Here is a 25,151-nt window from a genome sequence, read left to right as displayed (position 1 = left end):
ATTACATTAATAGTGAAATGAGGTAATCTGCTCTTTTCTCAATGGTATCAAAAGGAATATTTTCTAAATCGTAACCAAACCGCTGATAGGTGGCTTCTAAATAATCGTGTATTTCAACTGCTTGCTCAAAACTTTCATAACGCTCGTTGTCGCTTAGATAAATGGATTCCCATGGCGCCAAAACAAATACCTTATCATATTGCATTATTTCACAAGCCTGAATAAAATAACTTGGATAGGTCTCTTTGGCATAATCCATATATGCCAAAACGTCGGGAATGCCACGGTCGATGAATACTACTGGAGCTCCATGCGTTTCGGCTTCCTGAAATTGCTTTTTTCTGCCTTCTATCAACCTTTCGCTAAAAAGAAGTGGTTCTGTTAGGAATAGCTGGTCTACACCATCTTTTCTTGCATTCAGTATGACTTGTCTAGAAACTTCTTCCAAGCAGGGATAGCCTCTTTTTTCCAGTTCGTTAATTAGAGAAGTTTTTCCAGTTCCAGGTCCTCCGGTGATGACAATTTTCTTCAATTTCAAATTGGCAAGGTTTTAGAAGTAAAAATCGTAATAAATTATTAAATAAAAAATATCAAGGAAAGCTTACCTTTGCTTGAGAAGTTTAAGATTATGGACAAAGATAAATCAAAAGAGTTTTACGAAAAATTAAAGACCCAATTATATGAGTCTGCTAATTGGCCGGCAGAATACCTGTATAAATTTATTGTGCCTTCAGATTTAAAAAAAATTGGAGAGATAGAGGTGATTTTTGATAACATGGGAGCGGTCATTGAGACTAAAGAATCTAAAACAGGAAAATATACCAGTGTCTCCATTAATGTGTTAATGCATAGTCCTGAGCACGTTATTGAAAAATATCAGGAGGTTGGGGAAAAAGTAGAAGGAGTCATTAGCCTTTAATATTATTTTTGTATTTTGCACTAAGAAGACACTTCAGTGTAAACTATAATTTCACAAATACATTTTGACTGATTATTTAGAATATAATTCGGAACGTGAGCATTTAATCATACCAGAATATGGTCGTCATATTCAGAAAATGGTTCAATATGCCCAATCACAAGAAACCAAGGAAGAAAGAAATAAAGTAGCTAAGGCTATCATTGATGTTATGGGTAATTTACAGCCCCATTTACGTGATGTGCCTGATTTTCAACATAAATTATGGGATCAACTTTTTATTATGTCCAATTTTGATTTGGATGTTGATTCCCCTTATGACAAACCTTCTAAGGAAGCCCTTGAAGAGCGCCCAAACCCTTTGCATTACCCGCAAAATCATCCCAAGTATCGTTTTTATGGTAATAATATCAAAACGATGATAGATGTGGCTTGTACCTGGGAAGATGGCGATCTTAAAGACGCTCTAATTTATACTATTGCCAACCATATGAAAAAATGTTTCCTGAATTGGAACAAAGATACGGTTGAAGATGATGTGATTTTTGAGCACTTAAGAGAACTTTCTGGAGGTAAAATTAATCTTTTTAACGCAGATGAAGACTTGTCAGATTCTTCAAGTCTCATGAGAAATACTGCCAAAAAGAAATTTACCAGCAACAAAAAAGGAGGAGCTCATAAGAAAAATAGAAACCGCAAACGCTACTAAAACTTCATGAAAACATTTATAATTGAGGGAGGCCACCAATTAAAGGGAAGCATCCAACCCCAAGGAGCAAAGAACGAAGCGCTTCAAATTTTATGCGCCGTATTGTTAACTCCCGAAAAAGTAACTATTGGCAATATTCCTGATATTGTAGATGTAAATAAGTTGATTTCCCTTCTAGGTAAACTAGGAGTGAAAATTGAAAAATTAGAACACGGTACCTATTCCTTCCAGGCGGATGATTTGAATTTAGATTATCTTGAATCGGCTGAGTTTAAAGAAGACGGACGAGGTTTAAGAGGGTCTATTATGATTGTTGGGCCACTGTTGGCTCGCTTCGGAAAAGGTTATATCCCAAAGCCAGGTGGTGATAAAATTGGTAGACGTCGCTTGGATACCCACTTTGAAGGGTTTATCAAATTAGGGGCTTCATTTCGATATAATAGAGAAGACCATTTTTATGGGGTAGAAGCAGATAAGTTGAAAGGAACCTATATGTTGCTTGATGAAGCTTCTGTAACAGGAACAGCCAATATTGTTATGGCTGCTGTTTTGGCTGAAGGAACTACAACAATCTATAATGCTGCTTGTGAGCCGTATTTGCAACAACTTTGTAAGATGCTTAATAGAATGGGGGCTAAGATTTCTGGAATTGGCTCTAATTTGCTGATTATAGAAGGTGTAGATCAATTGGGTGGCACAGAGCATAGAATGCTTCCAGATATGATTGAGATAGGAAGTTGGATTGGATTGGCTGCAATGACTAAAAGCGAACTCACTATCAAGAATGTGAGTTGGGATGATTTGGGTTTGATTCCAAATGTGTTTAGAAAATTAGGTATAACAGTTGAAAAACAAGGGGAAGACATCCATATTCCGGCTCATACCGATGGCTATGAAATTCAAAGTTTTATAGATGGTTCTATACTTACTATTGCCGATGCACCGTGGCCAGGATTTACTCCGGATTTATTGAGTATTATTTTGGTGGTAGCAACTCAAGCGAGAGGAAGTGTTTTAGTACATCAAAAAATGTTTGAAAGTCGCTTGTTCTTTGTGGATAAGCTTATTGATATGGGGGCTAAAATTATTCTTTGTGACCCGCATAGAGCTACAGTTATAGGGCATGACTTTAAGTCGACCTTGAAGGCGACTACTATGACCTCTCCTGATATTAGAGCGGGTGTTTCGTTGCTTATTGCGGCTTTATCAGCCAAGGGAACTTCCACGATTCATAACATCGAGCAAATTGATCGTGGATATGAAAATATTGACGAGCGTTTAAGAGCTATCGGAGCTAAAATAGAGCGCGTTTAGTCGTATTGATTACCAAAGAATGATCCCTTAACGCCTTTAACACCTGGAACAGCTTTAAATACAGATCCTGATAAAGGATATAGTTTTTTATCTTCTTCGCTGATGCCTCTACTGGCGGTTGTGATGTAAAGTGTGTCAAGATTTTCACCTCCAAAAGCACAGGAAGTCACATTTTGAACAGGTACCTGGATTTTATCCAGTAATTTCCCAGATTTGGGATCAAAATGGCCAACTGCATGTCCGTTCCATAAGCCTACCCAAAGGTTGTCATTTTCATCTATAGTCATCCCATCAGGGTAACCAATAGTGTCACTTACAGTTACTGCTACACGTCCGTTGGTAATATCACCTGTTTTGTTGTCGTAATCATACCCCATAATTTTTCCTGTTGGGGTATCAATGTAATACATGGTCTTCTTGTCTTTTGTCCAAACAATGCCATTTGAGATAGTGACACTGTCAATTTTTAAAGTGGTCTGTCCTTTGGTATCTATCATATATAAGTTGGCCGATGCCGCATCTTCTTTCAAATTAAGTGAGCCTACCCAAAAACGTCCAGAAGGGTCACATTTTCCATCGTTAAAGCGATTTTGAGTAAGATCGTGTTCGATGTCTGAAAGAAGTTTTAGATCTCCTGTTTGTGTATTGATGATATAGATGCCGTCTTCAAGTGCTATAACAGCTTCCTTGGCGTTTTTCGGAACCACGGTCCCGATTCTGGAAGGTGTATTAAATACTCTATCCTCTTTTGTCTTAGGGTTGTAGATATGCAATTTTTTATCCTCGATGTCTATCCAGTAAAGTTCATTGCTTTTATAGTTCCAAAAGGCGCCTTCTCCTAAATTGGCAGCTATTTCAAGTTCTAAAGCAGCTTGCTTTTCAATAGTCTTTTCGGTTATGGCTTCGGTATGTTTCTCCGATTTTGTATCGGATTTGCAGCTTGTAACAAATGCACCAAAAAATATAAGTAATGCAGCAGAAAGGTGTTTCATAGACATGGTAAGAGTATTATGCTTCAAAGGTAATTGTTTTGCTTAACTAATATAGTTCCAAATGTTTTTAAACTTACTAAGTTGCTGGTAGGTTCTTAAAATATTGGTATTTTTTATTTGTGAGAGTGCGGGATCGTCTTTAAGCACCTTTTTAGCGTAATAGCGCGCCGATTGTAATATGTCTTTATCTTTGACGATATTGGCTATTTTCAGGTTTAAAACGCCGCTTTGTTGGGTTCCCATGATGTCGCCTGGTCCTCGCAATTTTAAATCCACCTCGGCGATTTCAAAGCCATCATTTGTTTTGGTCATGGTTTCCAATCTTATTTTGCTTTCATTCGATAATTTATGTGAGGTAATTAGAATGCAATAACTCTGTTCGCCACCTCTACCCACGCGTCCCCGTAATTGGTGTAATTGCGACAGACCAAAACGTTCGGCACTTTCAATAACCATAACAGTCGCATTGGGCACATTGACGCCAACTTCAATAACAGTAGTAGCCACCATAATTTGCGTTTCTCCTTTTGCGAATCGCTGCATTTCATAATCTTTATCGGCAGGTTTCATTTGACCGTGAACAATAGAGATTTGGTATTGTGGAGCAGGGAAGTCACGGGCGATACTTTCATAACCGTCCATGAGATCCTTATAGTCCATTTTTTCACTTTCTTGAATCAAGGGGTAAACTACATAGATTTGTCTTCCTTTGGTTATTTCATCCCGAATAAACTTAAATACCTTTAACCGATTGTTGTCATACCGATGAACGGTTTTTATGGGTTGCCTTCCCGGTGGAAGTTCGTCAATTACCGAGATGTCTAAATCACCATAAATGGACATGGCCAAGGTTCTTGGAATTGGAGTAGCAGTCATCACTAAAATATGTGGGGGAATGTGATTTTTTTTCCAAAGTTTACTTCTTTGTGCGACTCCAAATCGGTGTTGTTCATCTATAATGGCCAGTCCTAAATTTTTAAATTTCACCTTGTCTTCCAGTAGGGCATGGGTGCCAATTAGGATCTGTAATTCCCCATTTTCCAAAGATTCATGGATCTCTCTTCTTTCTAAAGTATTACTTGATCCTGTGAGTATTTTTATGCTGATATTCAATGAGTTGCATAATTCACTTAATCCATTAAAGTGCTGGACTGACAAAATTTCAGTCGGAGCCATTAAACAGGCTTGGAAACCGTTGTCAAGTGCGATGAGCATTGACATGAACGCTACAATGGTCTTGCCGGAACCAACATCTCCTTGAAGAAGTCGGTTCATTTGGGCGTTGCTCCCTAAATCAGCTCTAATTTCTTTGATGACTCGCTTCTGGGCTTGCGTTAAATTAAAGGGTAAATGCTCCTTAAAAAAGGTGTTGAAATAGGTGTCTACTTTTTCAAATGTAAAGCCTTTGATTTTTGATTTATGAATGAGATTTTTTAGAATAAGTTGTAGTTGGATGTAAAATAATTCTTCAAATTTTAATCGAAATTGCGCCTTAGCTAAAAGCTCTTGAGTCTTTGGAAAATGGATATTGAATAAGGCCTCTTTTTTGGAGATTAAGTTTAAATCTTTTAAAATATCCTCAGAAAGGGTTTCTTGGAATTTCCCGTTGGTTTCCAAGAATAAGTTTTGCATGATTCCTGTCATGACCTTGTTTGTGATTCCCTTGTTGGAAAGCTTTTCAGTCGATGGATAAATCGGTTGCATTGCAGATTTTAAGCTTTTCCCATGATCTGTAAGTAGTTCCAAATCTGGGTGGGGCATGCTAAAAATGCCGTTGTACCAGTTGGTTTTTCCAAAAATGACATAAGCTTGGTTGGTTTTAAGGCTGTCTCTAATCCATTTTTGTCCTCTAAACCAGACCAATTCCATGGTTCCTGTGTCATCTTGGAAAGTGGCAACTAAGCGCTTTCCCCTTTTTTGAGCTACTTCCTTGAATCCTATGATTTTTCCAATAACCTGTACTTCAGAGTTGTTTCTTTGTAATTGACCAATTTTATAATATTGGGTGCGGTCCAAATATCTATTTGGGAATAGATTGATTAAATCTTGATAGGTGTGGATGCCTAATTCCTTACGAAGCAATTCAGCTCGGTTGGGGCCAACGCCTTTTAAGTAATCTATAGGTGTTTGAAGATTGCTAGACATGAGACGAAGATAAATGTATTAAGTGAAAGTTAAAAGCTTTAAAATTTGCGGAAATGACTTTAGGTTTACTATCTTCAAGTTATGAAACCATATCTTAACCTTTTCTTTGGGCTTTTTAGTCTTTTTATTTATTCACAACAATCAGATAATGTGGACTTTAAAAGCGCTATGGTAGACTTAAGCTTTAATACCTCTGAAAAACTGGTTATGGGGAATCTTACATACGAATTTGAAATTTTAAAGCCAGTTGACTCGATTTATTTGGATGCCGTTGGAATGATTTTTAAAAATGTGAAGTTGAATAAATCAACCGCAAAATGGGATAATGATGGTGATAAATTTTGGCTTTTGGAGAGGTTGGTTCCAAACAAGAAATATCAATTGAGTTTTACATATCAAGTATCACCTAAAAAAGCCCTGTATTTTGTGGGTTGGGATAATGAGGCGCCCAATCAAATTTGGACCCAAGGCCAGGGAAAATATACCAGTCATTGGTTGCCCAGTTTAGACGATACCAATGACAAAATAGAATTTGATTTACAAGTTACCTTTGATAAAGCCTATGAAGTAGTAGCTAATGGTAAATTGGTAAATAAAAATGAAAAGAATGGCAAAATCACTTGGACCTATGATATGGAGCGTCCCATGAGTAGTTATTTGGTGGCTTTAGCTATTGGAGACTATGATAAAAAGGAAGAGATATCCAAATCTGGTAAGCCAATAGAAATGTACTATTACCCAAAAGATTCCATGCGTGTAGAACCTACTTATCGCTTTTCAAAGACTATGTTTGATTTTTTGGAATCAGAAATAGGCGTTGCTTATCCATGGCAAAACTACAAGCAGGTACCGGTGCATGATTTTCTTTATGCAGGTATGGAAAATACCAGTACCACCATTTTTGCAGATTCTTTTGTGATTGATTCCATCTCTTTTGTTGATAAGAATTATGTCAACGTAAACGCCCATGAATTGGCGCACCAATGGTTTGGAGACTATGTGACTGCCAAAAATGGGGATCACCATTGGTTGCAGGAAGGTTTTGCTACCTATTATGCGTTACTAGCAGAAAGAGAGGTGTTTGGCGAGAATTACTATTTTCAACGCTTATATGAATATTATCAAGAACTCATGCAGCAGGAGCGGGCTGGTCAAGGAACCTCTCTTTTAAATCCTAAGTCAAGTAGTTTGACCTTTTATAAGCATGGAGCTTGGGTTCTGCATGCGCTTAAGGATAAGGTAGGAGATGAAGCTTTTGAAAAGGCGGTTAGAAATTATCTGAATAAACACGCCTATAGTTTGGTTGAAACAAACGATTTTATTTCTGAAGTGGAGCAAGCAAGTGGTTTGAACCTTCATGGTTTCCAATTGCTTTGGATTGAGAATGTGAAATTCCCTCAAGAACAAGCCTATGAATTATTAATGAAATCTGCCTACATCCAAGAGTACGAAATGGCCGATTGCGAAATGAACAGCGGAAAATGCGCTTATTATTTGAATTCAGGTGTTTCTGATTGGACTAAAAGTAAGGTGATAGCTCAGGTTCCAGATAAAGTGACTGTAGATTTGTTTAATTCTGGTTGGGAGGTGCGTCAGGCTATTGCAGAGAGCGTGAGTAAGATTCCTCAAAATCTGAAGGAGTCCTATGAGTCATTATTGAATGATCCCTCTTATAAAACAATTGAGGCGGCTTTATATCATTTATGGATTAATTTTCCAGAAGACCGAGCTACTTATTTTAAGCAAACTAAAGACCTTGTTGGGTTTCCTGATAAAAACATCAGGTTGCTATGGCTGGCTTTAGCGCTTTCTTCACCAAATTTTGAACCTGAAAATAATGAGACGTATTATTATGAATTGTTAGACTATACCAGTCCGCGTTTTGGTTTTGAGGTGCGCTTGGGAGCTTTTCAATACTTAGACGCCTTAAAAGGATGTAATGATATATGCCAGGACAATTTAAAACAAGCTACAAAACACCATAATTGGAGAATGTCTAAGTTTGCTAAAGAAATGTTGGAACGTTTAAAACCTGTTCAAAATTAATGAGAGCCCTAGTAATTTCAGGAGGCGGAAGTAAAGGTGCTTTTGCGGGTGGTGTCGCCCAATACCTTATTGAGGAGAGAGGAAGGCAATACGATATGTATTTAGGAACGTCTACGGGAAGTCTGTTGATTCCGCATTTGGCAGTCAATAAAATCACCAAGCTTCATGAGATGTTTACTAGTGTACAGCAGCAGGATATTTTTAGTGTCAGCCCATTTGTACAAAGAAAGAAAGGAGATAGGGAATATGTCTCTATCGATTTTGTCAACTCATTGTGGCAATTTATCAGGCAAAAACGCACGTTTGGAGAGAGTAAAGCCCTCAAAAAGGCTATCAAGCGAAATTTTACTGAAGAGGAGTACAATCAAATACTAAATACCAAAGAAGATTTAGTGGTTACTGTTGTTAATCTTTCAACAAATACGACTGAATACAAGTCTATTAAGGAATGTACCTATGAGGAGTTTTGCCAATGGATTTGGATCTCATGTAATTATGTGCCTTTTATGTCGTTGGTAAAAGTAGATGGCTATGAGTATGCTGATGGTGGTTTGGGGTGTGTGGTTCCGATTAGGGAGGCTATTCAGCGAGGAGCTACTGAGGTGGACGCCATCATCTTAAAATCTGAAAATCTGGAAGGTCAAAAAGTTTTGGGGAAAAATCCCTTTTCGCTAATGCTGAGTTTGTTTGGGCATGTTATGGATCAACTGGAAAAACATGATATTTTAATAGGAAAGTTAGCTGCAAAAAATAGGGGAGTAACCTTAAATCTTTATTATACTCCAACCGAACTTACCGAAAACTCTTTGATTTTTAGTAAAAGGCTCATGAGAAAATGGTGGCAACAAGGTTATGACCATGCCAAGGAAAAACATGAGGAAAAAGCCTCAAGAGATATAGATCTATAAAGTTATTACCACAGCTCGTTTACCTCTTGCTTGATAAAAGCTAAAGCAGCATCACTAGGAGACTGTTTCTCCATCATCTCTTTCAATACAACCTCTCTTAGTTTGTTAGCAGAATCAGTGCTTTCAGGAAGGTTCGCTTTTCTGATTAGCTGAATCGTTGCGTTCTTTGCTGTCGTAATTATGGTCCAGCATTCCGATGAAATATAGATTTGTTGTGCTAAGTTATGTTCAAACTCCTGCTCGATATTGGCTATAAGTAATTCCTCATAGTCATTCTTTTTTGAAGAAGAGGGAATAACTCTAATTAGCAACTTAGATGGTTTTATGCGTTCTAAAAACAAGGTCATACGCTCATAAGCTTGAAGCCTCATGGGTAAACTATGCTTGTTATTGTCTTTATTCAATAGGTAATGTAATCTAGCGGTTTCCATTTTGAAGTTTTGACTAAAGAAATAATAAGCAATCATCGCGATAATCAATGCCGGAACCATATAAAGAAGGACGTCAGATATATCAGAAAAATTCATAATTGAACCAATAAGTTGTTTTACCCGCAAACTTAAGTTGTTTTCATAAAGTCTAAAAGAATTTTAAGAAATATATGTGGGTTTTTCATCTAGGTTTGCATTATTGTAGGTTAAAATTGACTGATTTTAAACTGTTGAATATCAGTTAAATAAAAATATAAAATGCATTTCGTCGAAAAAATATGCTTTTTATAGATATTTTTATCTATATTAGTAATCCCAAATCGAATGAACTTAATTAGAACCCCAAGTCTAATGAATAAACTAACCAACTTAAACATGATTCTGCGAAAGAGTATAACCTTTATCTCCCCAAGTAAAAGTTATGCTCCAAGCAGTTTCAGTGTCTTATCAAAAAATAAACCTCTATTCCCAAATCATTAATAGCAAATTCAAAAGAGTTTTTTGATTCTTTTTCATAAGTTGTTGTTTAAAGGCCCTATTTATTTGTTTAATAATAGGGCTTTTATTTTTACTTATTTTGAAATTCCCCCTAAATAAGGGCAATCCTGAAGGGAGGCCATATTACTGAATGGGACGGGTGTTTTTTGGTAGTGGTAGGTTTTATCCAATTCCTTGGAAAGGTACTGGTCATCTACATTGACATCTACATCGCTCATTTGTAATTGACATGGATGTTCATAACCTGCAGCATGAGTGATTTCCAAGAATTCTTTTCTAAAAGTCTTAAAGTATTGAGCCAATCTTTCCGATTTTAAAGGGATGTTGATACCTTTTTGTAGCCACTTGTTTTGTGTTGCTACACCACTTGGGCAGCGGTTAGTATGGCATACTTGTGCTTGAATGCATCCTATGCTCATCATGGCTTCCCGCGCTACATTGATACAATCAACCCCCATGGCAAAAGCCATAGCTGCTTTCGCAGGAAAACCAAGTTTGCCACTTCCTATAAAAACGATTCGTTCAGTCAAATCATGTTGCTGAAACAATTTGTACAAATCACTAAAACCATAAACCCAAGGTAGTGAAACATGGTCTGCAAAACTTGGAGGAGCTGCACCAGTGCCACCTTCACCACCATCCACGGTGATAAAATCAGGACCTTTATTGGTGTTTTTCATGATGTTTGCTAGTTCTTCCCATTGGTCCAATTTACCTATGGCAGCTTTTATTCCAACAGGCAAACCCGTGTTCTCTGCTATTGCCTCGATAAGATCAACCATTTCTTGCACATTTGAAAAGGCTGAATGACTGGGTGGTGATAAAACATCTTTTCCCATTTCTACATGTCGAATATCAGCAATTTCCTTGGTGATTTTCTTAGCAGGTAAAACACCACCTTTGCCAGGTTTGGCCCCTTGAGATAACTTAATTTCAATGGCTTTGATAAAAGGATTTTCCTCAACCAATTTGACCAATTTTTTCATGGAAAACTGTCCGTTTTTATCCCGGACTCCAAAATAGCCTGTTCCAAAATGAAAAATGACATCACCTCCATGTTTGTGATAGGGCGATAAGCCTCCCTCACCTGTATTGTGATAAGCTCCGGCAATTTTAACACCTTTATTGAGCGACTCTACCGCTTTGGCTGATAGCGAACCAAAACTCATGGCAGAAACATTAATAACTGAGGCTGGCCTGAATGGTTTTTTTCGTTTGTGATGTAAGCCTATGACTTTTGCGCAAGGAAGAAAGGTGTGGTCCTTTACGTTGGGGTGATCCCCTTCTATTTTAAAAGGCATCATGGCATTGTTTATAAACACATGTTGGTGTGCATAAATATCCCGGTCGGTTCCAAAGCCTTCATAGTTGTTTTCTTTTTTGGCTGAGGCATATATCCAACTTCTTTCAATACGATTGAATGGAAGTTCCTCCCTGTTGTTGGCAACCAAATATTGCCTTAACTCAGGTCCAATGCTCTCTAACCAATATCTTAAATGTCCCACAATAGGGAAATTGTGACTGATGGTATGTCGTTTTTGAATAAAAACATCTCTGATAGCCACCAAGGCTAGAATAATCAGAATCCATCCCCACCAACTAATGTTGCCTAGAAATTCCATAAAAGCGCTCATTTTGTAAGGTTTTTTTGTAAAGGTATCCAAAAATAATCGTTCTAAAAGTATATCTTTATGAAATGACCAAAGCCTTGAAAATCGTATTAATATCCCTAGGGGTTTTAATTCTCTTAACTATCCCCGGATATTTTATCCTTCAAAATTATGTAGCAGAAAGGATTGAAGGTGTATTAAAAACCTCTCTGCCAGAAACGGTACAACTTGAGTATCAAAATTTTGATTTGAGCTTATGGAATGGCACACTTCAACTAGGAGAAATCGTATGTAGTTATACAGGAAAGCATACTGGAGAGGTGCGGGCAAAACTTGAGATGAAATCCTTGTTTTTGGATGGAATTGGCTTTATGAAATATTTAACCAAGAATGATGTCTTGGTGCAGGATATTCATCTTGATAAACCAAGAATCACCTATTTTCACGATACCAAAATCCCTAATGATTCTTTAAAATCTAACGGAATAAATAATTTAAAACAGCTCGTTTCTTTAGAGAAAATTAAAGTTACAGATTGTTTTATCAATGTATTGAATAGGGAAAATGACTCTTTGTTGCTTCAAGTTGATAAATTTCAAATGAATTTTAATGAAGTAGTCATGGATGATGCCTCCATTAAAGAAAAGATTCCAGTTAAAGTGGGAAGCTACGGTTTGAGTTTTAAGGATCTTTACTTTCGACTGAACGATTTTGAAAATATTGAGGTTGAAAAAGGAGCTTTTGAGTCAGATGAAATACGTTTTGAAAACCTAGCGCTTTATACCAAATATGATAGAGAAACCATGAACAAGATGATTTCCAAGGAACGGGATCATTACAATCTGGTATGTGATTCCATTTCTGTGGATGCGCCTAAGTTTGGTTTTAATAAAGACGAGGTGTTCTACTTTAATTCTCCACAAGTTAGCATAATGGATGCTGATCTAAAGGTTTACCGAAATAAATTGTTGGCGGATAACCTAAAAATTAAAAAGTTATATAGTGAAGTTATTAGGAATTTTAAGTTTCAATTGAATCTGGAAGAAGTTTTGGTAAAGAATGCCAATATTAGTTATACTGAAAAAGTAAAAGCAGAGAACAAAGGAGGAACCGTTTCCTATAGTGAAATCTATGCCACCATTAAAAAGCTTGGAAACACCTATAAATCTCCAGAAATGACCTCCGTGAATGTGGATGCTAAGTTTTTTGGAAAAACGCCTTTGAAAGTAACATGGACCTTTGATGTTAACAATCTTTCCAATGCGTTCCAATTTCAAGCAGATATTGGTCATTTAAATGCTAGTCAATTAAACCACTTCACTCAACCTAATATGAACATCAAAGTAAATGGAGAGCTGAAGAATACGCAGTTTACCATAAATGGCAATAACGATTATTCCCATATAGACCTTCGTATCAAGTATGACGATTTTGATGTGGTGGCCTTAAGAAAGGACGGAAAGGAAAAAAATAAATTTCTGTCTGGGGTGCTTCATGTTTTTGTCAAGAATGATAGCAAACATGACGGAAAGGCTTATCGTACAGCCTCAAAGGATCAGGTGCAACGCGATAAAACCAAATCGGTTTTTAACTTCATTTGGAAAACTATCGAATCCGCATTAATGAAAGTGATGGTGTTGGATAGATTATAGGTAATACCCATCTTTCAATTGTTTATAATTAATCATAAAATTCCTTTCCTTATACCTCTTTCTTTGGTTATTTTGAACCTTTAAAATGAAAGAGATTTGGAGAAGTATTTAAGTCAGCTTAACGAAGCCCAATTAGAGCCAACCATACAAAAGGAGGGACCCATGATGATTATTGCCGGAGCGGGTTCTGGTAAGACGAGGGTATTGACCTTCCGTATTGCTTATTTGATGAATCAAGGGATTGATCCCTTCAATATTTTGTCACTTACCTTTACCAATAAGGCAGCAAGGGAGATGAAAGAACGTATCGCCAGTATTGTGGGGCAAAGCGAAGCTAAAAATCTATGGATGGGAACTTTTCACTCGGTGTTTGCAAAGATTCTGCGCATTGAGGCAGACCGTTTGGGGTATCCCAGTAATTTTACCATTTATGACACCCAGGATTCAGACCGCTTGATATCATCCATTATCAAGGAAATGAACCTTGATAAAGATGTGTATAAATACAAGCAAATACGTTCCAGAATATCTTCATTTAAAAACAGTTTAATTACGGTTAGGGCCTATTTCAATAACCCAGAACTGATGGAGGCCGATGCGGCTGCCAGAAGACCACGCATGGGTGATATTTACAAAAATTATGTAGAACGCTGTTTCAAGGCAGGGGCCATGGATTTTGACGATTTATTGCTGAAAACCAATGAACTTTTAACACGATTTCCAGAGGTTTTGGCCAAATACCAAGACCGCTTTAGATATATATTGGTAGATGAGTACCAAGATACCAACCACAGTCAATACTTGATTGTTAGGGCACTTGCAGACCGTTACCAAAACATCTGTGTGGTAGGTGATGATTCCCAAAGTATTTATGCGTTTAGGGGGGCCAATATCAATAACATTCTCAATTTTCAGCGCGATTATGATGATGCCAAGGTGTATCGTTTGGAACAAAATTACCGCTCTACCCAGAATATTGTAAAAGCAGCTAATTCCATTATCGAGAAAAACCAAAGCCGCTTGGATAAGGTGGTATGGACAGCCAATGACGAAGGCGCCAAGATTAAGGTCAATCGCTTGATGACCGATGGGGATGAGGGACGTTTTGTGGCCAGCTCCATTTTGGAAAATAAGATGCAGGAGCAGCTTCCTAATGGTGATTTCGCAGTGCTTTACCGCACCAATGCTCAGTCCAGGGCAATAGAGGATGCTTTAAGAAAACGAGACATTCCTTATCGTATTTATGGAGGCTTGTCTTTTTACCAAAGAAAGGAAATTAAAGATGTACTGTCTTATCTGCGCTTGATTATCAATCCGGCCGATGAGGAAGCCCTAAAGCGGGTTATTAACTTTCCTGCTAGGGGAATAGGACAAACCACTATAGATCGACTGGTTGTGGTGGCCAATGGTTATAACCGCACCATGTTTGAGGTTATGAAGAATTTGGATAAAGTGGATATTCAAATCAATTCGGGAACCAAAGGGAAACTTCGTGACTTTGTTACCATGATTGAAAGTTTTCAGGTGATGAACCAGAATGTCAATGCTTTTGAATTGGCCGAACATGTGACCAAGACCAGTGGTTTGATTAGGGAATTCAATAAAGACGGTACCCCAGAAGGGGTAGCCCGTATGGAAAATATCGAAGAGCTTTTGAATGGTATTAAGGACTTTGTTGAAGGACAAAAAGAATTGGCAGACGCTACAGGTTCCTTAACCGAGTTTTTGGAAGATGTGGCCTTAGCATCCGATTTGGATAATGACAAAGGCGATGATGACCGGGTAGCTTTAATGACCATTCACTTGGCAAAAGGATTGGAATTCCCTTATGTGTATATCGTAGGGATGGAGGAAGATTTGTTCCCGAGTGCCATGAGCATGAATACGCGTAGTGAGTTGGAAGAAGAGAGGCGCTTATTTTATGTGGCTTTGACCCGTGCCGAAAAGCAAGCGTATCTTACCTATACCTTATCGCGTTACCGATGGGGAAAATTAATTGATGCCGAACCCAGCCGATTTATTGAAGAGATAGACGACCAGTATTTGGATATTTTAACCCCTATCCAAGAACAACGATTCAATCCCATGTTGGATGCCGATATTTTTGGAGACCCAGAACCAAATACCATTCGTTTCAAGAAACCCAAGAAGCTTCGGGAAGAAAAAGCGCCGCCTAAGTTTATTCCACCCAAAAAGTTAAAGCCTTTAAAGGCTTCTTCAAGAGGTGAAGCTCCCAATTTGTTTGATGGGAAGTTGACCAAAGGAAATATTGTAGAGCATATGCGTTTTGGAAAAGGAGAAGTGTTGAGTATTGAAGGTGCCGGAGCCGATACCAAAGCCGAAATCAACTTTGAAAATGGCGGTGTTAAGAAGCTTCTGCTTCGGTTTGCCAAGTTGGAGGTGATAGGGTAGTAGTAACCTTTTTAAAAGGGGGGGGCTATAGATAACAATTGAATTTAAAGGTATAGGTATATTAATATATGTTCACGCGTCAACATATCCACACGTTGTACTGCATTTAAGACAAACATTATGGAAATAGTAAATAAGGTGATTAAAATTAGTTGGAAGTACCGAATTATATTTGCAATCGGAACTGCATTTTTTTACACTTTATTACTTTGGACATTTGATTATTTCTCTGAAGAAAAACTTTATTCAATTAACAGCTTGATTTTTCAAGGATTGTTCTTTGGAATTTTTTTCGGAATTGGATTTCCTTACGTGAGTGAAAAATTTGCTGGAAAGTTTTCAGAGAAAATGGGAATGAAAATAAAACCAGAACTTGAATTAAATGAAGAAATCGAAATTGAAGGACCAGCAAACTTATTTCGTGGCATTGAAGGTGTTGGCGGAAAAATTTTCTTAACAAATAAAAAATTGATTTTCAAATCACATAAAATAAATATTCAAAAAGGACAAACAGATATTGAGTATTCGACAATAAGAGAAATTGTTAAGAGGAAAACTGGGAAACTAATTGATAACGGAATCAGAATAATAATGAACAATGGAAAAGAGTACGATTTTGTTGTTAATGAAAGAGACTTATGGTTTGAAAAAATAACAGAACGATTGAATAAAAAAACGCAGTACAACAATGTATAACCGCAATTACGGCGGATTCGACTACCCTTCGACTACGCTCAGGGTAGGGTAGAATCCACACGGAATTGCTACTGATAGTGCTAAACCAAAAAACAAATTGAACTAAATTGATAATTGACGGTTATACGAGCCGTTGTAAAAAATTACTCAAAAACCGATATGAGAAAAACACTTAAACTAACTATCTTATTATTAATGCTTTGTGGAATTTTAAAAGCGCAAAGTGAATTTGAATTCGGAGTAAAAGGCGGTGCGAATTTTACTGGATTTCACAAAGGAAGTTCGACCTTCACTAGTGAATTTGGAATTAATCTTGGTGGAATTGCCGAATACTCGGTTTCAGATAAATTCAGCTTACAAGCGGAACTTTTACTGTTCGCAATAATTCCAATGTAGTATTGGGAAGTGTTGTTTCAAAACTTGGATACATTGACATTCCAATTTTAGCTAAAGTTTATCTTGGAAATAAGTTTTTATTTGAAGTTGGGCCTCAAATTGGTTTTAATATTTCCAAAAAAACTAAATTTAATGGTACTGAAATTGATACAGAAATTAAAACTTTAGATACAGCTATTGTTGGAGGCTTCGGCTTTCAATTTGACCAGGGCTTATTTATTCAAGCAAGATATGCTTATGGACTTTCCGAAATATTTGAAAACGAGAGATATAAAAATTCAGTAATTAGTCTTTCTTTAGGATATAAGTTTGATTAAAAAATAACATTTTACAACAATGGCTATAAATAATTGCTTGTTCTCGCATACTTCTGAAAATCCTCGCTGATTTTCTGTTTGTTTGTACTTGCTAAGTTAAACGCTAAACCACTCAATTACTCATAGCCGAGACCGTTGTAAAACATTAAAAACAAAATATGAGAAACACAATATTCATTAAGGTATGCATTACAATAATTTTATTTTCCACTTCATTTATTAGTTTCGGACAAAATACACCTGAAGGAATAGTCTCTAAATTTTTTACAGAATATCAAAATGATGGAGCTTCAAAAGCATTGGATAATCTTTATTCGAACAATAAATGGATGAATCGTGCTACAGATGCAATTACCAAGTTAAAACAACAATTAGAAACGTTAAATGAAGATTATGTTGGAAAATTTTATGGTTATGAATTAATTGTAGAAAAAAGACTATCGGATAGTTTCATTTTGATGAGCTATTTAGTAAAATATGACCGACAACCAATTCGTTTCACATTCCAATTCTATAAACCCGATAATAAATGGCGGACCCATAGCTTCAGGTATGATGGAAATATTGACGAAGAAATTGAAGAGTCTGCAAAGGTTTACTATTTAGAATTGAAAAAATAGCATTATACAACAATTTATAACCGCAATTACGGCGGATTCGACCACCCTTCGACTACGCTCATGGCAGGCTAGAATCCACTCGGAATTGCTAACGCCAGTTCTTAACCGAAAAATAAAGTAAACCAAACCGATACCTGAGGGCTATACGAGCCGTTGTGGTGCATTTAAAAAAGACAACATGTCAAGATTAATAATGACCTTTCTTTCAATTCTTTGCCTTCAAGTTTCATTCGGTCAGTCGGACGAGAAATATAAAGAAGGAGAAGGCTTTAATTCAGTTTTTCAAGAAATGGAAAATGGAGAGTTTTCAGGAACAACAAATGGAGTAATCTTCGTTGAAATAGAAAACAGGAATGAAGTAATACTTGATTTTCAAGGAAGTTTTGGAACTCTAAAGATTGAAAAAGATCCAGATAATGTATATGACGTAAGTATCAAATCATACCATGGAAAAACAACCAGTGGTAAGACTGAAATAAAATATGAAACGTATGCTTGGGCAAATGAAATAGGAATTAAACTAAACGAACAATGGTTCGAATTGACTGCGATTGACGGAGCGTCTGACATGGTCATTAATGGAATTAACTACTTCTACAAAAAAGAATCAAAAACTGAATTTTTAGTAATTCAAATAGATAAAGTATTGACATTAAGTAATTGGCAGTATTTAATCCGAACAGAACATACAATGAATCCTGACAATGTTGAAGAATTGAAAGAAAAAGAAAAGGAAATCAAAATTTTACCAAATTCGACACTCGTGTTTGCTATAAACCGAAAATAAAAAATGCACCATAACACCATGTATAATTCATTGTTTCCTATTTTGCCTACGGCCAGTTAGCAATGCGTGCTCGTGTCACGTAAAGAAACTATACACAAACCATTATTTGCAAGGATGAAAAAACTGCTTCAAATCATACTAACTCTTTCAATTTTAAATTCTTTTGGTCAAGAAATGGAGAACACATATTTTACATGGGACGATTTCGTCAACAACTTTGGAAAGGAAATGGTTTCTGCACAAGACGTTTATGAGAATATGAAAAAAAGTGAATTAACTGATTTTGCATATACAAAAATCGATTTTCACTTCCTATCTGACAAAAAGGAAAAACTTGAAAAGTTGATTGATTACCTGAAAAGTAATTATGGATATTCGTTTGAGGAATTTAATATTTGGGAAGGTAGTTTTGAATTAAGGGGTAAAACAGATTTGTTTCCAATCACAAGGGATAATTTAATGTATTGGGCTTTAGATATGGCAAAAAGAGGATATGAATTTGATTGTAAATTTGATGCGTACGGAGCTGAAGTTGACAAAAATCCTGTACTTCCAGAATTTATAGAATCAAAAGAGGATTATTATTTTAACAAAGCAATAGATTTATACCATTCAAATAATTTGAGTGGTGCAATTGCAAATTGGACTATTGTTTTAGAAATCAATCCAAAAGAACCGAATTCATACTATTCAAGAGCGATAGTAAAAAATGAACTTTACACTTGGAAATCAGCAATAACTGATTATGACAAAGCAATCGAATTAGCGCCTGATTTTATTGCTGCTATTACAAACAGGGGAACTGTAAAAGATGAAAATGGTGATTACGAAGGAGCTCTTGAAGATTATAAAAAAGCATTGGAATTAGAACCAAATGACGCCATGACATATTTCAACATTGGTAACACGAAATATAATCAAGAGAAAAAAACAGAGGCTTGTGTAAATTGGAAAAAAGCAAAAGAATTAGGAGCTGAATATGCACAAGAAAGAATTGAAAAGTATTGTGAATAAAGTAAAAACACGGTTTGCGACAAGTTATAACCGCAATTACAGCTGATTGGACTAACCTAAAACTACCCTCAGGGCAGGCTAGAATCCACTCGGAATTGCTAGCGTCAGTGTTTAAGCGGAAAACATTAAATTTAAATATTCAAGAGAAGGTTATAAGTAACCATTTTAGTGTTTTAATAAAGAACCAATGGATAATAAAAGCAGTAAAGAGGAAATGAATTGGGCCAATGAGGCAGATGGAGAATTACATACATCTGAATGGTTTGGTGCAATTATTAGATATTTTTGCAATTTAGGTAGAAAGAAATTTAATGATCTTTACACGCCAAAAGAAATTAAAAAAAATGTAATTATAGGATGGCTATTTAAAGTAGTTGTTGTTTTAATTTTAATCTATCTGGGATATAGATATACCATAAATCAGTAAAAACTCCTATAAAAAGCCCTAACCCAATTTCCAAAAACTACTTCACCATCACCACAGAGTTGATGTTCCCTGAGCTGTCATATTCTTTGACGGCATTTTTAGGGTCTTCCATCCAGTTACCATCTACAATGAACTTATAATGGTGTTTGCCGCCAGATAACATGAGGGTTTTTTCCCAGACACCATCCTTGTTTTTTTTCATTTGTATTTTATGTTCGTCCCAATCTACAAAAGAACCTGTAAGGATAACCGTTTGGGCCTCTTGATAGCCATTTAATTGAAAGGTAACAGGGGCTTTTATGTTGAGAACGGAATTATGACCGCTGTATTCATTGGTGCGCCTATAGGGATTGTCTGGGTCTTCCATCCAATTGCCATCCACAATAAATTTATACTCATAAACACCTGGTCGCAATTGTAGTGTGAGTTCCCAACCGTTATCTGTTTTTTTCATTCGAAATAGGTGCTCATCCCACTTGTTGAACGAACCGCTCAAAACTACTTTTTTAGCTTTTTCAAACCCATGCAGTTTGAAACAGGCATTCCCATCGGGATCTATTTTGGCAGAATAGAATTTTAGATTGTAGACATAGAGTTTGTCTCCATCTTCATCAGTTGCCGGTGTAATGTTGGGCATGCTATTATCGGGTTCCGCCCAATATTTTCTGTTGATTAAAAACTTGAATTCCCACGTGTACTCATCGGTAAAGTCATCCAGGCTTTTTTTGAGTTGGTAGATGTTCTTATCAATTTGACGCATTTGCCATCCATCGCGAGACCACATGTTGAAGTTGCCAGATACAATAACATCCTCCACATTCATGTTTTTGAAATTCCTTCTAACGTTTGTTTGCTCGTTTGTAAACAGTTTGTAATCTCTGATGTCAAAAGTAAACACAACCGTATCGCCCTCTATCTGATAGCCTGAGGCATGCTTTTGTGCCGACAGATGATTAAGGGAAAGTAAAAAAAGAACAATATAAATGATACTTTGTCTCAACGTTTGGTGATTGGATCTAATACAAAGTAAAGCTTTTCTTTTTGATAATTGATAATGGTTCGTTTTTGCCTGAAAAATTCATAGCCTAAAATACCGTCTAGATCAACCCCAAAAGCTTCGTTCATTTGACTTAGATTGGTTAAAATGGTGTCCATAGGACCAAAATAAATTTGGTCTGTTAATTTTACCAAATGCAATTTCCCTGCCAAAACTTCAATTTGTTTGCCAGAGGCGCCAGTAAGTTTTAAGCGGCCGTTGGGTTTAAAGTATTTTAGGGCTTTTCTAGAAACCCGTTTGTTGAGTTGATTGACTTCTGCAGCGGTATCCAAACCAAATTTTAAAGTTTGGTCGTTAACAGTTGCTTTTAAAACGATGGTATGATTTACAAGGGTAAATGGAATACTGTCGGTAATTTTTTCCAAATACACTTTTTTGTCAAATTTAGTTCCAAATCGGTCTACCTTGGTCAGTGTGATTTGATTTAAGTAAAGGTCGATAAACACTTCGTAGTCCTGAAGTATCTGGAAACCGATAATGCCCAGAAGGTGCATTTTTTTGTTTTTCTCAATATGTGATAGGTCTATAACATCTGATACTTTGTCACTAAGGCTTAGATTTTGGATAACAAATTCCTTGATCTTTTTCTCAATGGCATCATCCATGAGGTTTACAACACCCGATGTGGCTTTTTTTCGTCTGTTAAATTCATATTGGATGGGGAAGTGGACCTTGTTCAAAATCAAGGTCTCCGAACCCGTGTCGATAATAAAATTACCTTTTTGATCAAAAATTTCTGCTTCAATCACTAAAAGGTGGTCCACCATTTTAAATGGAATCCTAGCAGTATATTCATTGAGAATTTCAGCTTTGGGAAAGGTAATGCCTCCTATCTTTTTTGTAAAGGAAAAAGAGTTGATGTAACAAAGCACAAACAACAGTAAGATATATAATCTTTTGGGTGGCATACTTAATAGACTGCAGGAACCATTTTATGTTACATGATAATCAAAATTAAATGGAATTAATGGCGTAAATTTGTGTTAAATACGATTATATATGGCTGAATTCATAAGGATTTATGAAGAAAATCCCAATCCGAGGGAAATTCAAAAAGTGGTAAAAATTTTACGTGCAGGCGGATTGATTATTTACCCGACAGATACGGTTTATGGTTTGGGATGTGATATCACCAATAAGGAGGCTTTGGAAAAAGTGGCCCGTATTAAAGGGGTGAAGTTGGAAAAAGCCAATTTTTCATTTGTATGTGAAGATTTGAGTAATTTAAGTGACTATGTCAAACAAATAGATACCGCCACTTTTAAAATTTTAAAACGAGCCTTACCGGGTCCCTATACATTTGTCCTGCCTGGAGCAAAAACATTACCTACGGCTTTTAAAAAGAAACGAACAGTAGGGATTCGTGTTCCTGATAATAAAATTGCTATTGAAATTGTAAAGCAACTTGGTAATCCTATTATTTCAACTTCCATATATGATGAGGATGAAATTTTGGAATATACAACCGACCCTGAATTGATCTATGAAAAATGGGATAGGTTAGTAGACTTGGTTATTGATGGTGGTTATGGTGACAATGAACCGTCTACCATTATTGACTTGTCTGAAGACACTCCTGTTGTATTAAGGGAGGGGAAAGGAAGTCTGGAAATCTTTTAAAAAAACTTATAAAAATAAAAAGTCCGACATGCGTCGGACTTTTTTATGTTCTATATTGAGAAAGATTAATCTTCTCCTTCTCCTTCTTCAGTTGCTTCAGTAGCAGGAGCCGTTTGTTCAGCAGCACCGTTTCCTTCAGCAAGATTTTTCATTTCTTTTTCAACCATTTCATAGAATTGGTCAATTTTAGGCATAACTACGATTCTGGTTCTTCTGTTTTGAGCTCTACCATCAGCAGTATCATTTGAAGCAACAGGCGCATAGAAACTTCTACCGGCAGCAATCAATTGTTTAGGTTGTACACCTAAATCTTGAAGTACTCTTACCACAGAAGTTGCTCTTTTTACACTTAAATCCCAGTTGTCTTTTAATACGCCTCCTTTGTTGTAAGGTACGTTGTCTGTATGAGCTTCAACCATACATTCAAAGTCTGGTTTGCTGTTAACCACCTTAGCTACTTTACCTAATACTTCTTGAGCTCTAGAAGTTACCGTGTAACTTCCGCTTTGGAATAATAATTTATCAGCAATAGAGATGAATACAACTCCTTTTTCAACATTGATTTCGATATCTGGGTCGTTGATTCCAACCGCTTTTTTCAAGCTGGTAACGACTGCTAGGGTCACACTATCTTTTTTGTTTAAAGCGTCTTGTAAACGGGTGATTTTAAGATCTTTTTCCTTTAAGCTTTCCAAAGATTTCTCAAGGTTTTCAGCACCTTTTTGCGTTAAGGTTGTTAAGTTTCCTTTTGTATCTATTAAATCTTGATTAGCTTTTCTTAGGTCTTCAAGTTGGTCTCTCATTTGCTCAACACGCGCTGCTGCCGCTGCTTGTTCAGCTAAACAGCTATTTAATTTCACTGTTGCAGAGTTTAGCAAATCTTGCGTTTCTTTTTGTTTTGCCTCAAGTGCAGCATATTCCTTTTTAGAAACACAGGATCCCAGAAGAACTAAGGATAAAACACTCAATAACATTAATTTTTTCATGATAGTTTATGATTAAATAATTAAAAATTTAACATTTCAAAATTATGCAAAACAAGCCTTGTTTGAATGGGGATTAACATAAAATTTAACATTTATGTAAGCGGTCAAAGGTTTGGCATTTTCGCACATAGTATGTCCAAACGATGGAATTGGTGTAAAAGTATTCTTTGGACAAACTTTGTTGTTTTCTTTTCGAAATTAAGTAGGGTAGTTTTGAATAAAACGAAAGGTGTGCTTTCAAAATTGAAACGGTATGTTGCGGTTTTAATTCCAAAAGAAATTTGATGCCAGCAACTCCATCTAAAACCAATCGCATGAAGATGAGTGCCCAAATAGGCCCGTAGGCATTTTTAGTCAATGTGAACAGACTGTTTCTAAAATTGAGATAGGTTTTTCTCGGATTCGTATTTTTTAAAGTAGCACCTCCTACATGATATATAATGCTGCTTGGAAGATAGATGGTTTTTAGGTTTTGATTAAAAGCGCGCCAGCATAGGTCTATTTCTTCCATATGAGCAAAAAAGGACTCATCGAAACCACCCAATTTATGAAAAGTGTCACTTTTTATAAACAAACAAGCTCCAGAGGCCCAAAAAATAGGAGAGCGTTCGTTGTATTGACCTAGGTCTTTTTCAACGGTATCAAAGATACGTCCGCGGCAAAAAGGATAACCCAATTTATCAATGAATCCACCGGCTGCTCCAGCATATTCAAAATGATCTTTATCGTGGTAGCTTAAAATCTTGGGTTGGATTAGAGCTGACATTGGATAGGTGTTGAACTCTTCGACAATGGGATCTAACCAATTAGGAGTTACTTCCACATCACTATTCAATAAGCAAAAAACGTCAGCATTTATTTGTGAAAGACCGTCGTTATACCCTTTAGCATATCCACCATTTTCTTTGTTAACTATAACTTTTACTATAGGGAAGTTTTTTTCAACCCATGCCACCGAATCATCTGATGAGGCATTATCAATAACATAAATATCTGCTTTTGGGGAATGGGCTACCACAGATGGAAGAAATTGCTGCAATAAGTCTTTTCCGTTCCAATTTAAAATGGCTACTGCAAGAGTCATATAGTATACTTTGGTAGGGTTTTTAAAAAATTATAGCATTCGTTTTGCCAATCCATGTGACAATAATAGTGATTAATTCCGTTGGTGACCATCAATAGATCAGACTTAAGGGTTAAGTTGTAGCGAGCAATTTGATCAAAAGTAGCTTGTGAAATAGCAATGTTTGGTGCTTTGCATTCTACAATCAGATGAATAGAACCATCTGGATGAAACACCACGATATCGTAGCGTTTTTTGAGACCATTTAAATGAATCTCCTTTTCTACATTGATTAAAGAACTGGGATAGCCTTTTTCTTGCATCAAATACTGAATACAGTGTTGTCTAACCCATTCTTCGGGCTGTAGTTGAATGAATTTTTTTCGGATACAGTCAAAAATATAGGCTTTGCCATCTATCTGTTTGAACCTGAACGAATATGTAGGAAAATTTAATGCAACCACGCCACAAATGTATCAAACTCTAATGGGAAGTAAGTTATATGGTTGAGAAAAATACTTAGGTTAAATTA

Annotated in this window: 25 protein-coding genes; 15 read left to right on the top strand and 10 right to left on the bottom strand. The window is 36.4% G+C overall.

Annotation, left to right across the window (positions count from 1 at the left end; all coding sequences use genetic code 11):
• Position 1 precedes the first annotated feature (1 nt).
• Positions 2-538 carry an AAA family ATPase gene (locus tag ZA07_RS03915; protein WP_053970437.1) on the bottom strand — a complete coding sequence of 179 codons (537 nt, stop codon included), beginning with the start codon at positions 536-538 and terminating at the stop codon, positions 2-4.
• A 90-nt stretch (positions 539-628) separates the two neighbouring features.
• Between ZA07_RS03915 and ZA07_RS03910 the strand changes: the two genes are divergently transcribed.
• The 3 genes from ZA07_RS03910 to murA all read left to right on the top strand — a co-directional run bounded on the left by ZA07_RS03910 (position 629) and on the right by murA (position 2,942).
• Positions 629-919, top strand: a complete 291-nt coding sequence (locus ZA07_RS03910; RefSeq protein ID WP_053970436.1) for a DUF493 family protein — start codon at positions 629-631, stop codon at positions 917-919.
• 64 nt (positions 920-983) lie between these two features.
• A complete protein-coding gene (locus tag ZA07_RS03905) occupies positions 984-1,628 on the top strand; it encodes a DUF4290 domain-containing protein (protein WP_053970435.1) in 645 nt (214 codons plus the stop codon).
• 6 nt (positions 1,629-1,634) lie between these two features.
• Positions 1,635-2,942: a UDP-N-acetylglucosamine 1-carboxyvinyltransferase gene (gene murA, locus ZA07_RS03900; protein ID WP_053970434.1), complete on the top strand. Its 1,308-nt coding sequence runs from the start codon at positions 1,635-1,637 to the stop codon at positions 2,940-2,942.
• On the opposite strand, the gene ZA07_RS03895 is transcribed toward murA, so the two are convergent.
• Both ZA07_RS03895 and recG read right to left on the bottom strand, forming a co-directional pair.
• Positions 2,939-3,961, bottom strand: coding sequence for an SMP-30/gluconolactonase/LRE family protein (locus ZA07_RS03895; protein ID WP_231628624.1), 1,023 nt, complete (start codon positions 3,959-3,961; stop codon positions 2,939-2,941). The genes murA and ZA07_RS03895 overlap by 4 nt on opposite strands.
• A 15-nt stretch (positions 3,962-3,976) precedes the next feature.
• A complete protein-coding gene (gene recG / locus ZA07_RS03890; protein WP_053970432.1) occupies positions 3,977-6,079 on the bottom strand; it encodes an ATP-dependent DNA helicase RecG in 2,103 nt (700 codons plus the stop codon).
• A gap of 81 nt (positions 6,080-6,160) precedes the next feature.
• On the opposite strand from recG, the gene ZA07_RS03885 reads away from it, so the two are divergent.
• A complete protein-coding gene (locus ZA07_RS03885) occupies positions 6,161-8,125 on the top strand; it encodes a M1 family metallopeptidase (RefSeq protein WP_053970431.1) in 1,965 nt (654 codons plus the stop codon).
• Complete coding sequence (locus tag ZA07_RS03880; protein ID WP_053970430.1) at positions 8,125-9,033, top strand: patatin family protein; 909 nt, start codon at positions 8,125-8,127, stop codon at positions 9,031-9,033. The genes ZA07_RS03885 and ZA07_RS03880 overlap by 1 nt, the downstream gene beginning before the upstream one ends.
• Positions 9,034-9,038: 5 nt before the next feature.
• On the opposite strand, the gene ZA07_RS03875 is transcribed toward ZA07_RS03880, so the two are convergent.
• Positions 9,039-9,560 (bottom strand): hypothetical protein, encoded by a 522-nt coding sequence (locus ZA07_RS03875; protein WP_053970429.1) that lies wholly within the window; start codon positions 9,558-9,560, stop codon positions 9,039-9,041.
• A gap of 476 nt (positions 9,561-10,036) precedes the next feature.
• Positions 10,037-11,596 (bottom strand): FMN-binding glutamate synthase family protein, encoded by a 1,560-nt coding sequence (locus ZA07_RS03870; protein ID WP_053970428.1) that lies wholly within the window; start codon positions 11,594-11,596, stop codon positions 10,037-10,039.
• Positions 11,597-11,658: 62 nt separating this feature from the next.
• Here ZA07_RS03870 and ZA07_RS03865 point away from each other — a divergent pair, with 62 nt between their 5' ends.
• The 9 genes from ZA07_RS03865 (at position 11,659) to ZA07_RS03825 (ending at position 19,893) form a co-directional block, all read left to right on the top strand.
• Positions 11,659-13,224, top strand: coding sequence for a hypothetical protein (locus ZA07_RS03865; protein WP_053970427.1), 1,566 nt, complete (start codon positions 11,659-11,661; stop codon positions 13,222-13,224).
• A 96-nt stretch (positions 13,225-13,320) separates the two neighbouring features.
• The gene (locus ZA07_RS03860; RefSeq protein ID WP_053970426.1) at positions 13,321-15,636 is read left to right on the top strand and encodes an ATP-dependent helicase; all 2,316 of its coding nucleotides are present in this window, start codon (positions 13,321-13,323) and stop codon (positions 15,634-15,636) included.
• A 120-nt stretch (positions 15,637-15,756) separates the two neighbouring features.
• Positions 15,757-16,332 carry a GRAM domain-containing protein gene (locus ZA07_RS03855; protein ID WP_053970425.1) on the top strand — a complete coding sequence of 192 codons (576 nt, stop codon included), beginning with the start codon at positions 15,757-15,759 and terminating at the stop codon, positions 16,330-16,332.
• 159 nt (positions 16,333-16,491) lie between these two features.
• Positions 16,492-16,728 (top strand): outer membrane beta-barrel protein, encoded by a 237-nt coding sequence (locus tag ZA07_RS03850; RefSeq protein ID WP_053970424.1) that lies wholly within the window; start codon positions 16,492-16,494, stop codon positions 16,726-16,728.
• Positions 16,729-16,730: 2 nt separating this feature from the next.
• Positions 16,731-17,045, top strand: coding sequence for an outer membrane beta-barrel protein (locus ZA07_RS03845; protein ID WP_053970423.1), 315 nt, complete (start codon positions 16,731-16,733; stop codon positions 17,043-17,045).
• Between the two features lie 158 nt (positions 17,046-17,203).
• Positions 17,204-17,665, top strand: coding sequence for a hypothetical protein (locus ZA07_RS03840; protein ID WP_053970422.1), 462 nt, complete (start codon positions 17,204-17,206; stop codon positions 17,663-17,665).
• 178 nt (positions 17,666-17,843) lie between these two features.
• The gene (locus tag ZA07_RS03835) at positions 17,844-18,452 is read left to right on the top strand and encodes a hypothetical protein (RefSeq protein ID WP_157492057.1); all 609 of its coding nucleotides are present in this window, start codon (positions 17,844-17,846) and stop codon (positions 18,450-18,452) included.
• 72 nt (positions 18,453-18,524) lie between these two features.
• Positions 18,525-19,466, top strand: coding sequence for a tetratricopeptide repeat protein (locus tag ZA07_RS03830; protein ID WP_231628623.1), 942 nt, complete (start codon positions 18,525-18,527; stop codon positions 19,464-19,466).
• A gap of 187 nt (positions 19,467-19,653) precedes the next feature.
• A complete protein-coding gene (locus tag ZA07_RS03825; RefSeq protein ID WP_053970419.1) occupies positions 19,654-19,893 on the top strand; it encodes a hypothetical protein in 240 nt (79 codons plus the stop codon).
• Between the two features lie 37 nt (positions 19,894-19,930).
• On the opposite strand, the gene ZA07_RS03820 is transcribed toward ZA07_RS03825, so the two are convergent.
• The gene (locus tag ZA07_RS03820) at positions 19,931-20,893 is read right to left on the bottom strand and encodes a glycogen-binding domain-containing protein (RefSeq protein ID WP_053970418.1); all 963 of its coding nucleotides are present in this window, start codon (positions 20,891-20,893) and stop codon (positions 19,931-19,933) included.
• Positions 20,890-21,858, bottom strand: coding sequence for a retropepsin-like domain-containing protein (locus ZA07_RS03815; protein WP_053970417.1), 969 nt, complete (start codon positions 21,856-21,858; stop codon positions 20,890-20,892). Before ZA07_RS03815 ends, ZA07_RS03820 begins: the two co-directional genes overlap by 4 nt.
• 91 nt (positions 21,859-21,949) lie before the next feature.
• Here ZA07_RS03815 and ZA07_RS03810 point away from each other — a divergent pair, with 91 nt between their 5' ends.
• Positions 21,950-22,570 carry an L-threonylcarbamoyladenylate synthase gene (locus ZA07_RS03810; protein WP_053970416.1) on the top strand — a complete coding sequence of 207 codons (621 nt, stop codon included), beginning with the start codon at positions 21,950-21,952 and terminating at the stop codon, positions 22,568-22,570.
• 65 nt (positions 22,571-22,635) lie between these two features.
• Here the strand turns inward: ZA07_RS03810 and ZA07_RS03805 are convergent, their stop codons facing one another.
• The 3 genes from ZA07_RS03805 to ZA07_RS03795 all read right to left on the bottom strand — a co-directional run bounded on the left by ZA07_RS03805 (position 22,636) and on the right by ZA07_RS03795 (position 25,083).
• Entirely contained in the window at positions 22,636-23,556 is a 921-nt protein-coding gene (locus tag ZA07_RS03805) for an OmpA family protein (protein ID WP_082316504.1), read from the bottom strand.
• Between the two features lie 85 nt (positions 23,557-23,641).
• Positions 23,642-24,640, bottom strand: coding sequence for a glycosyltransferase family 2 protein (locus tag ZA07_RS03800; protein ID WP_053970415.1), 999 nt, complete (start codon positions 24,638-24,640; stop codon positions 23,642-23,644).
• The gene (locus ZA07_RS03795) at positions 24,637-25,083 is read right to left on the bottom strand and encodes a type I restriction enzyme HsdR N-terminal domain-containing protein (RefSeq protein ID WP_053970414.1); all 447 of its coding nucleotides are present in this window, start codon (positions 25,081-25,083) and stop codon (positions 24,637-24,639) included. Before ZA07_RS03795 ends, ZA07_RS03800 begins: the two co-directional genes overlap by 4 nt.
• Positions 25,084-25,151: the final 68 nt, after the last annotated feature.

Source organism: Mangrovimonas sp. ST2L15 (assembly GCF_001280515.1).
Classification (GTDB): Bacteria; Bacteroidota; Bacteroidia; order Flavobacteriales; family Flavobacteriaceae; genus Mangrovimonas; species Mangrovimonas futianensis.
The sequence above is the reverse complement of the archived record's forward strand: the minus strand, read 5'-3'. Positions and strand labels throughout refer to the sequence as shown.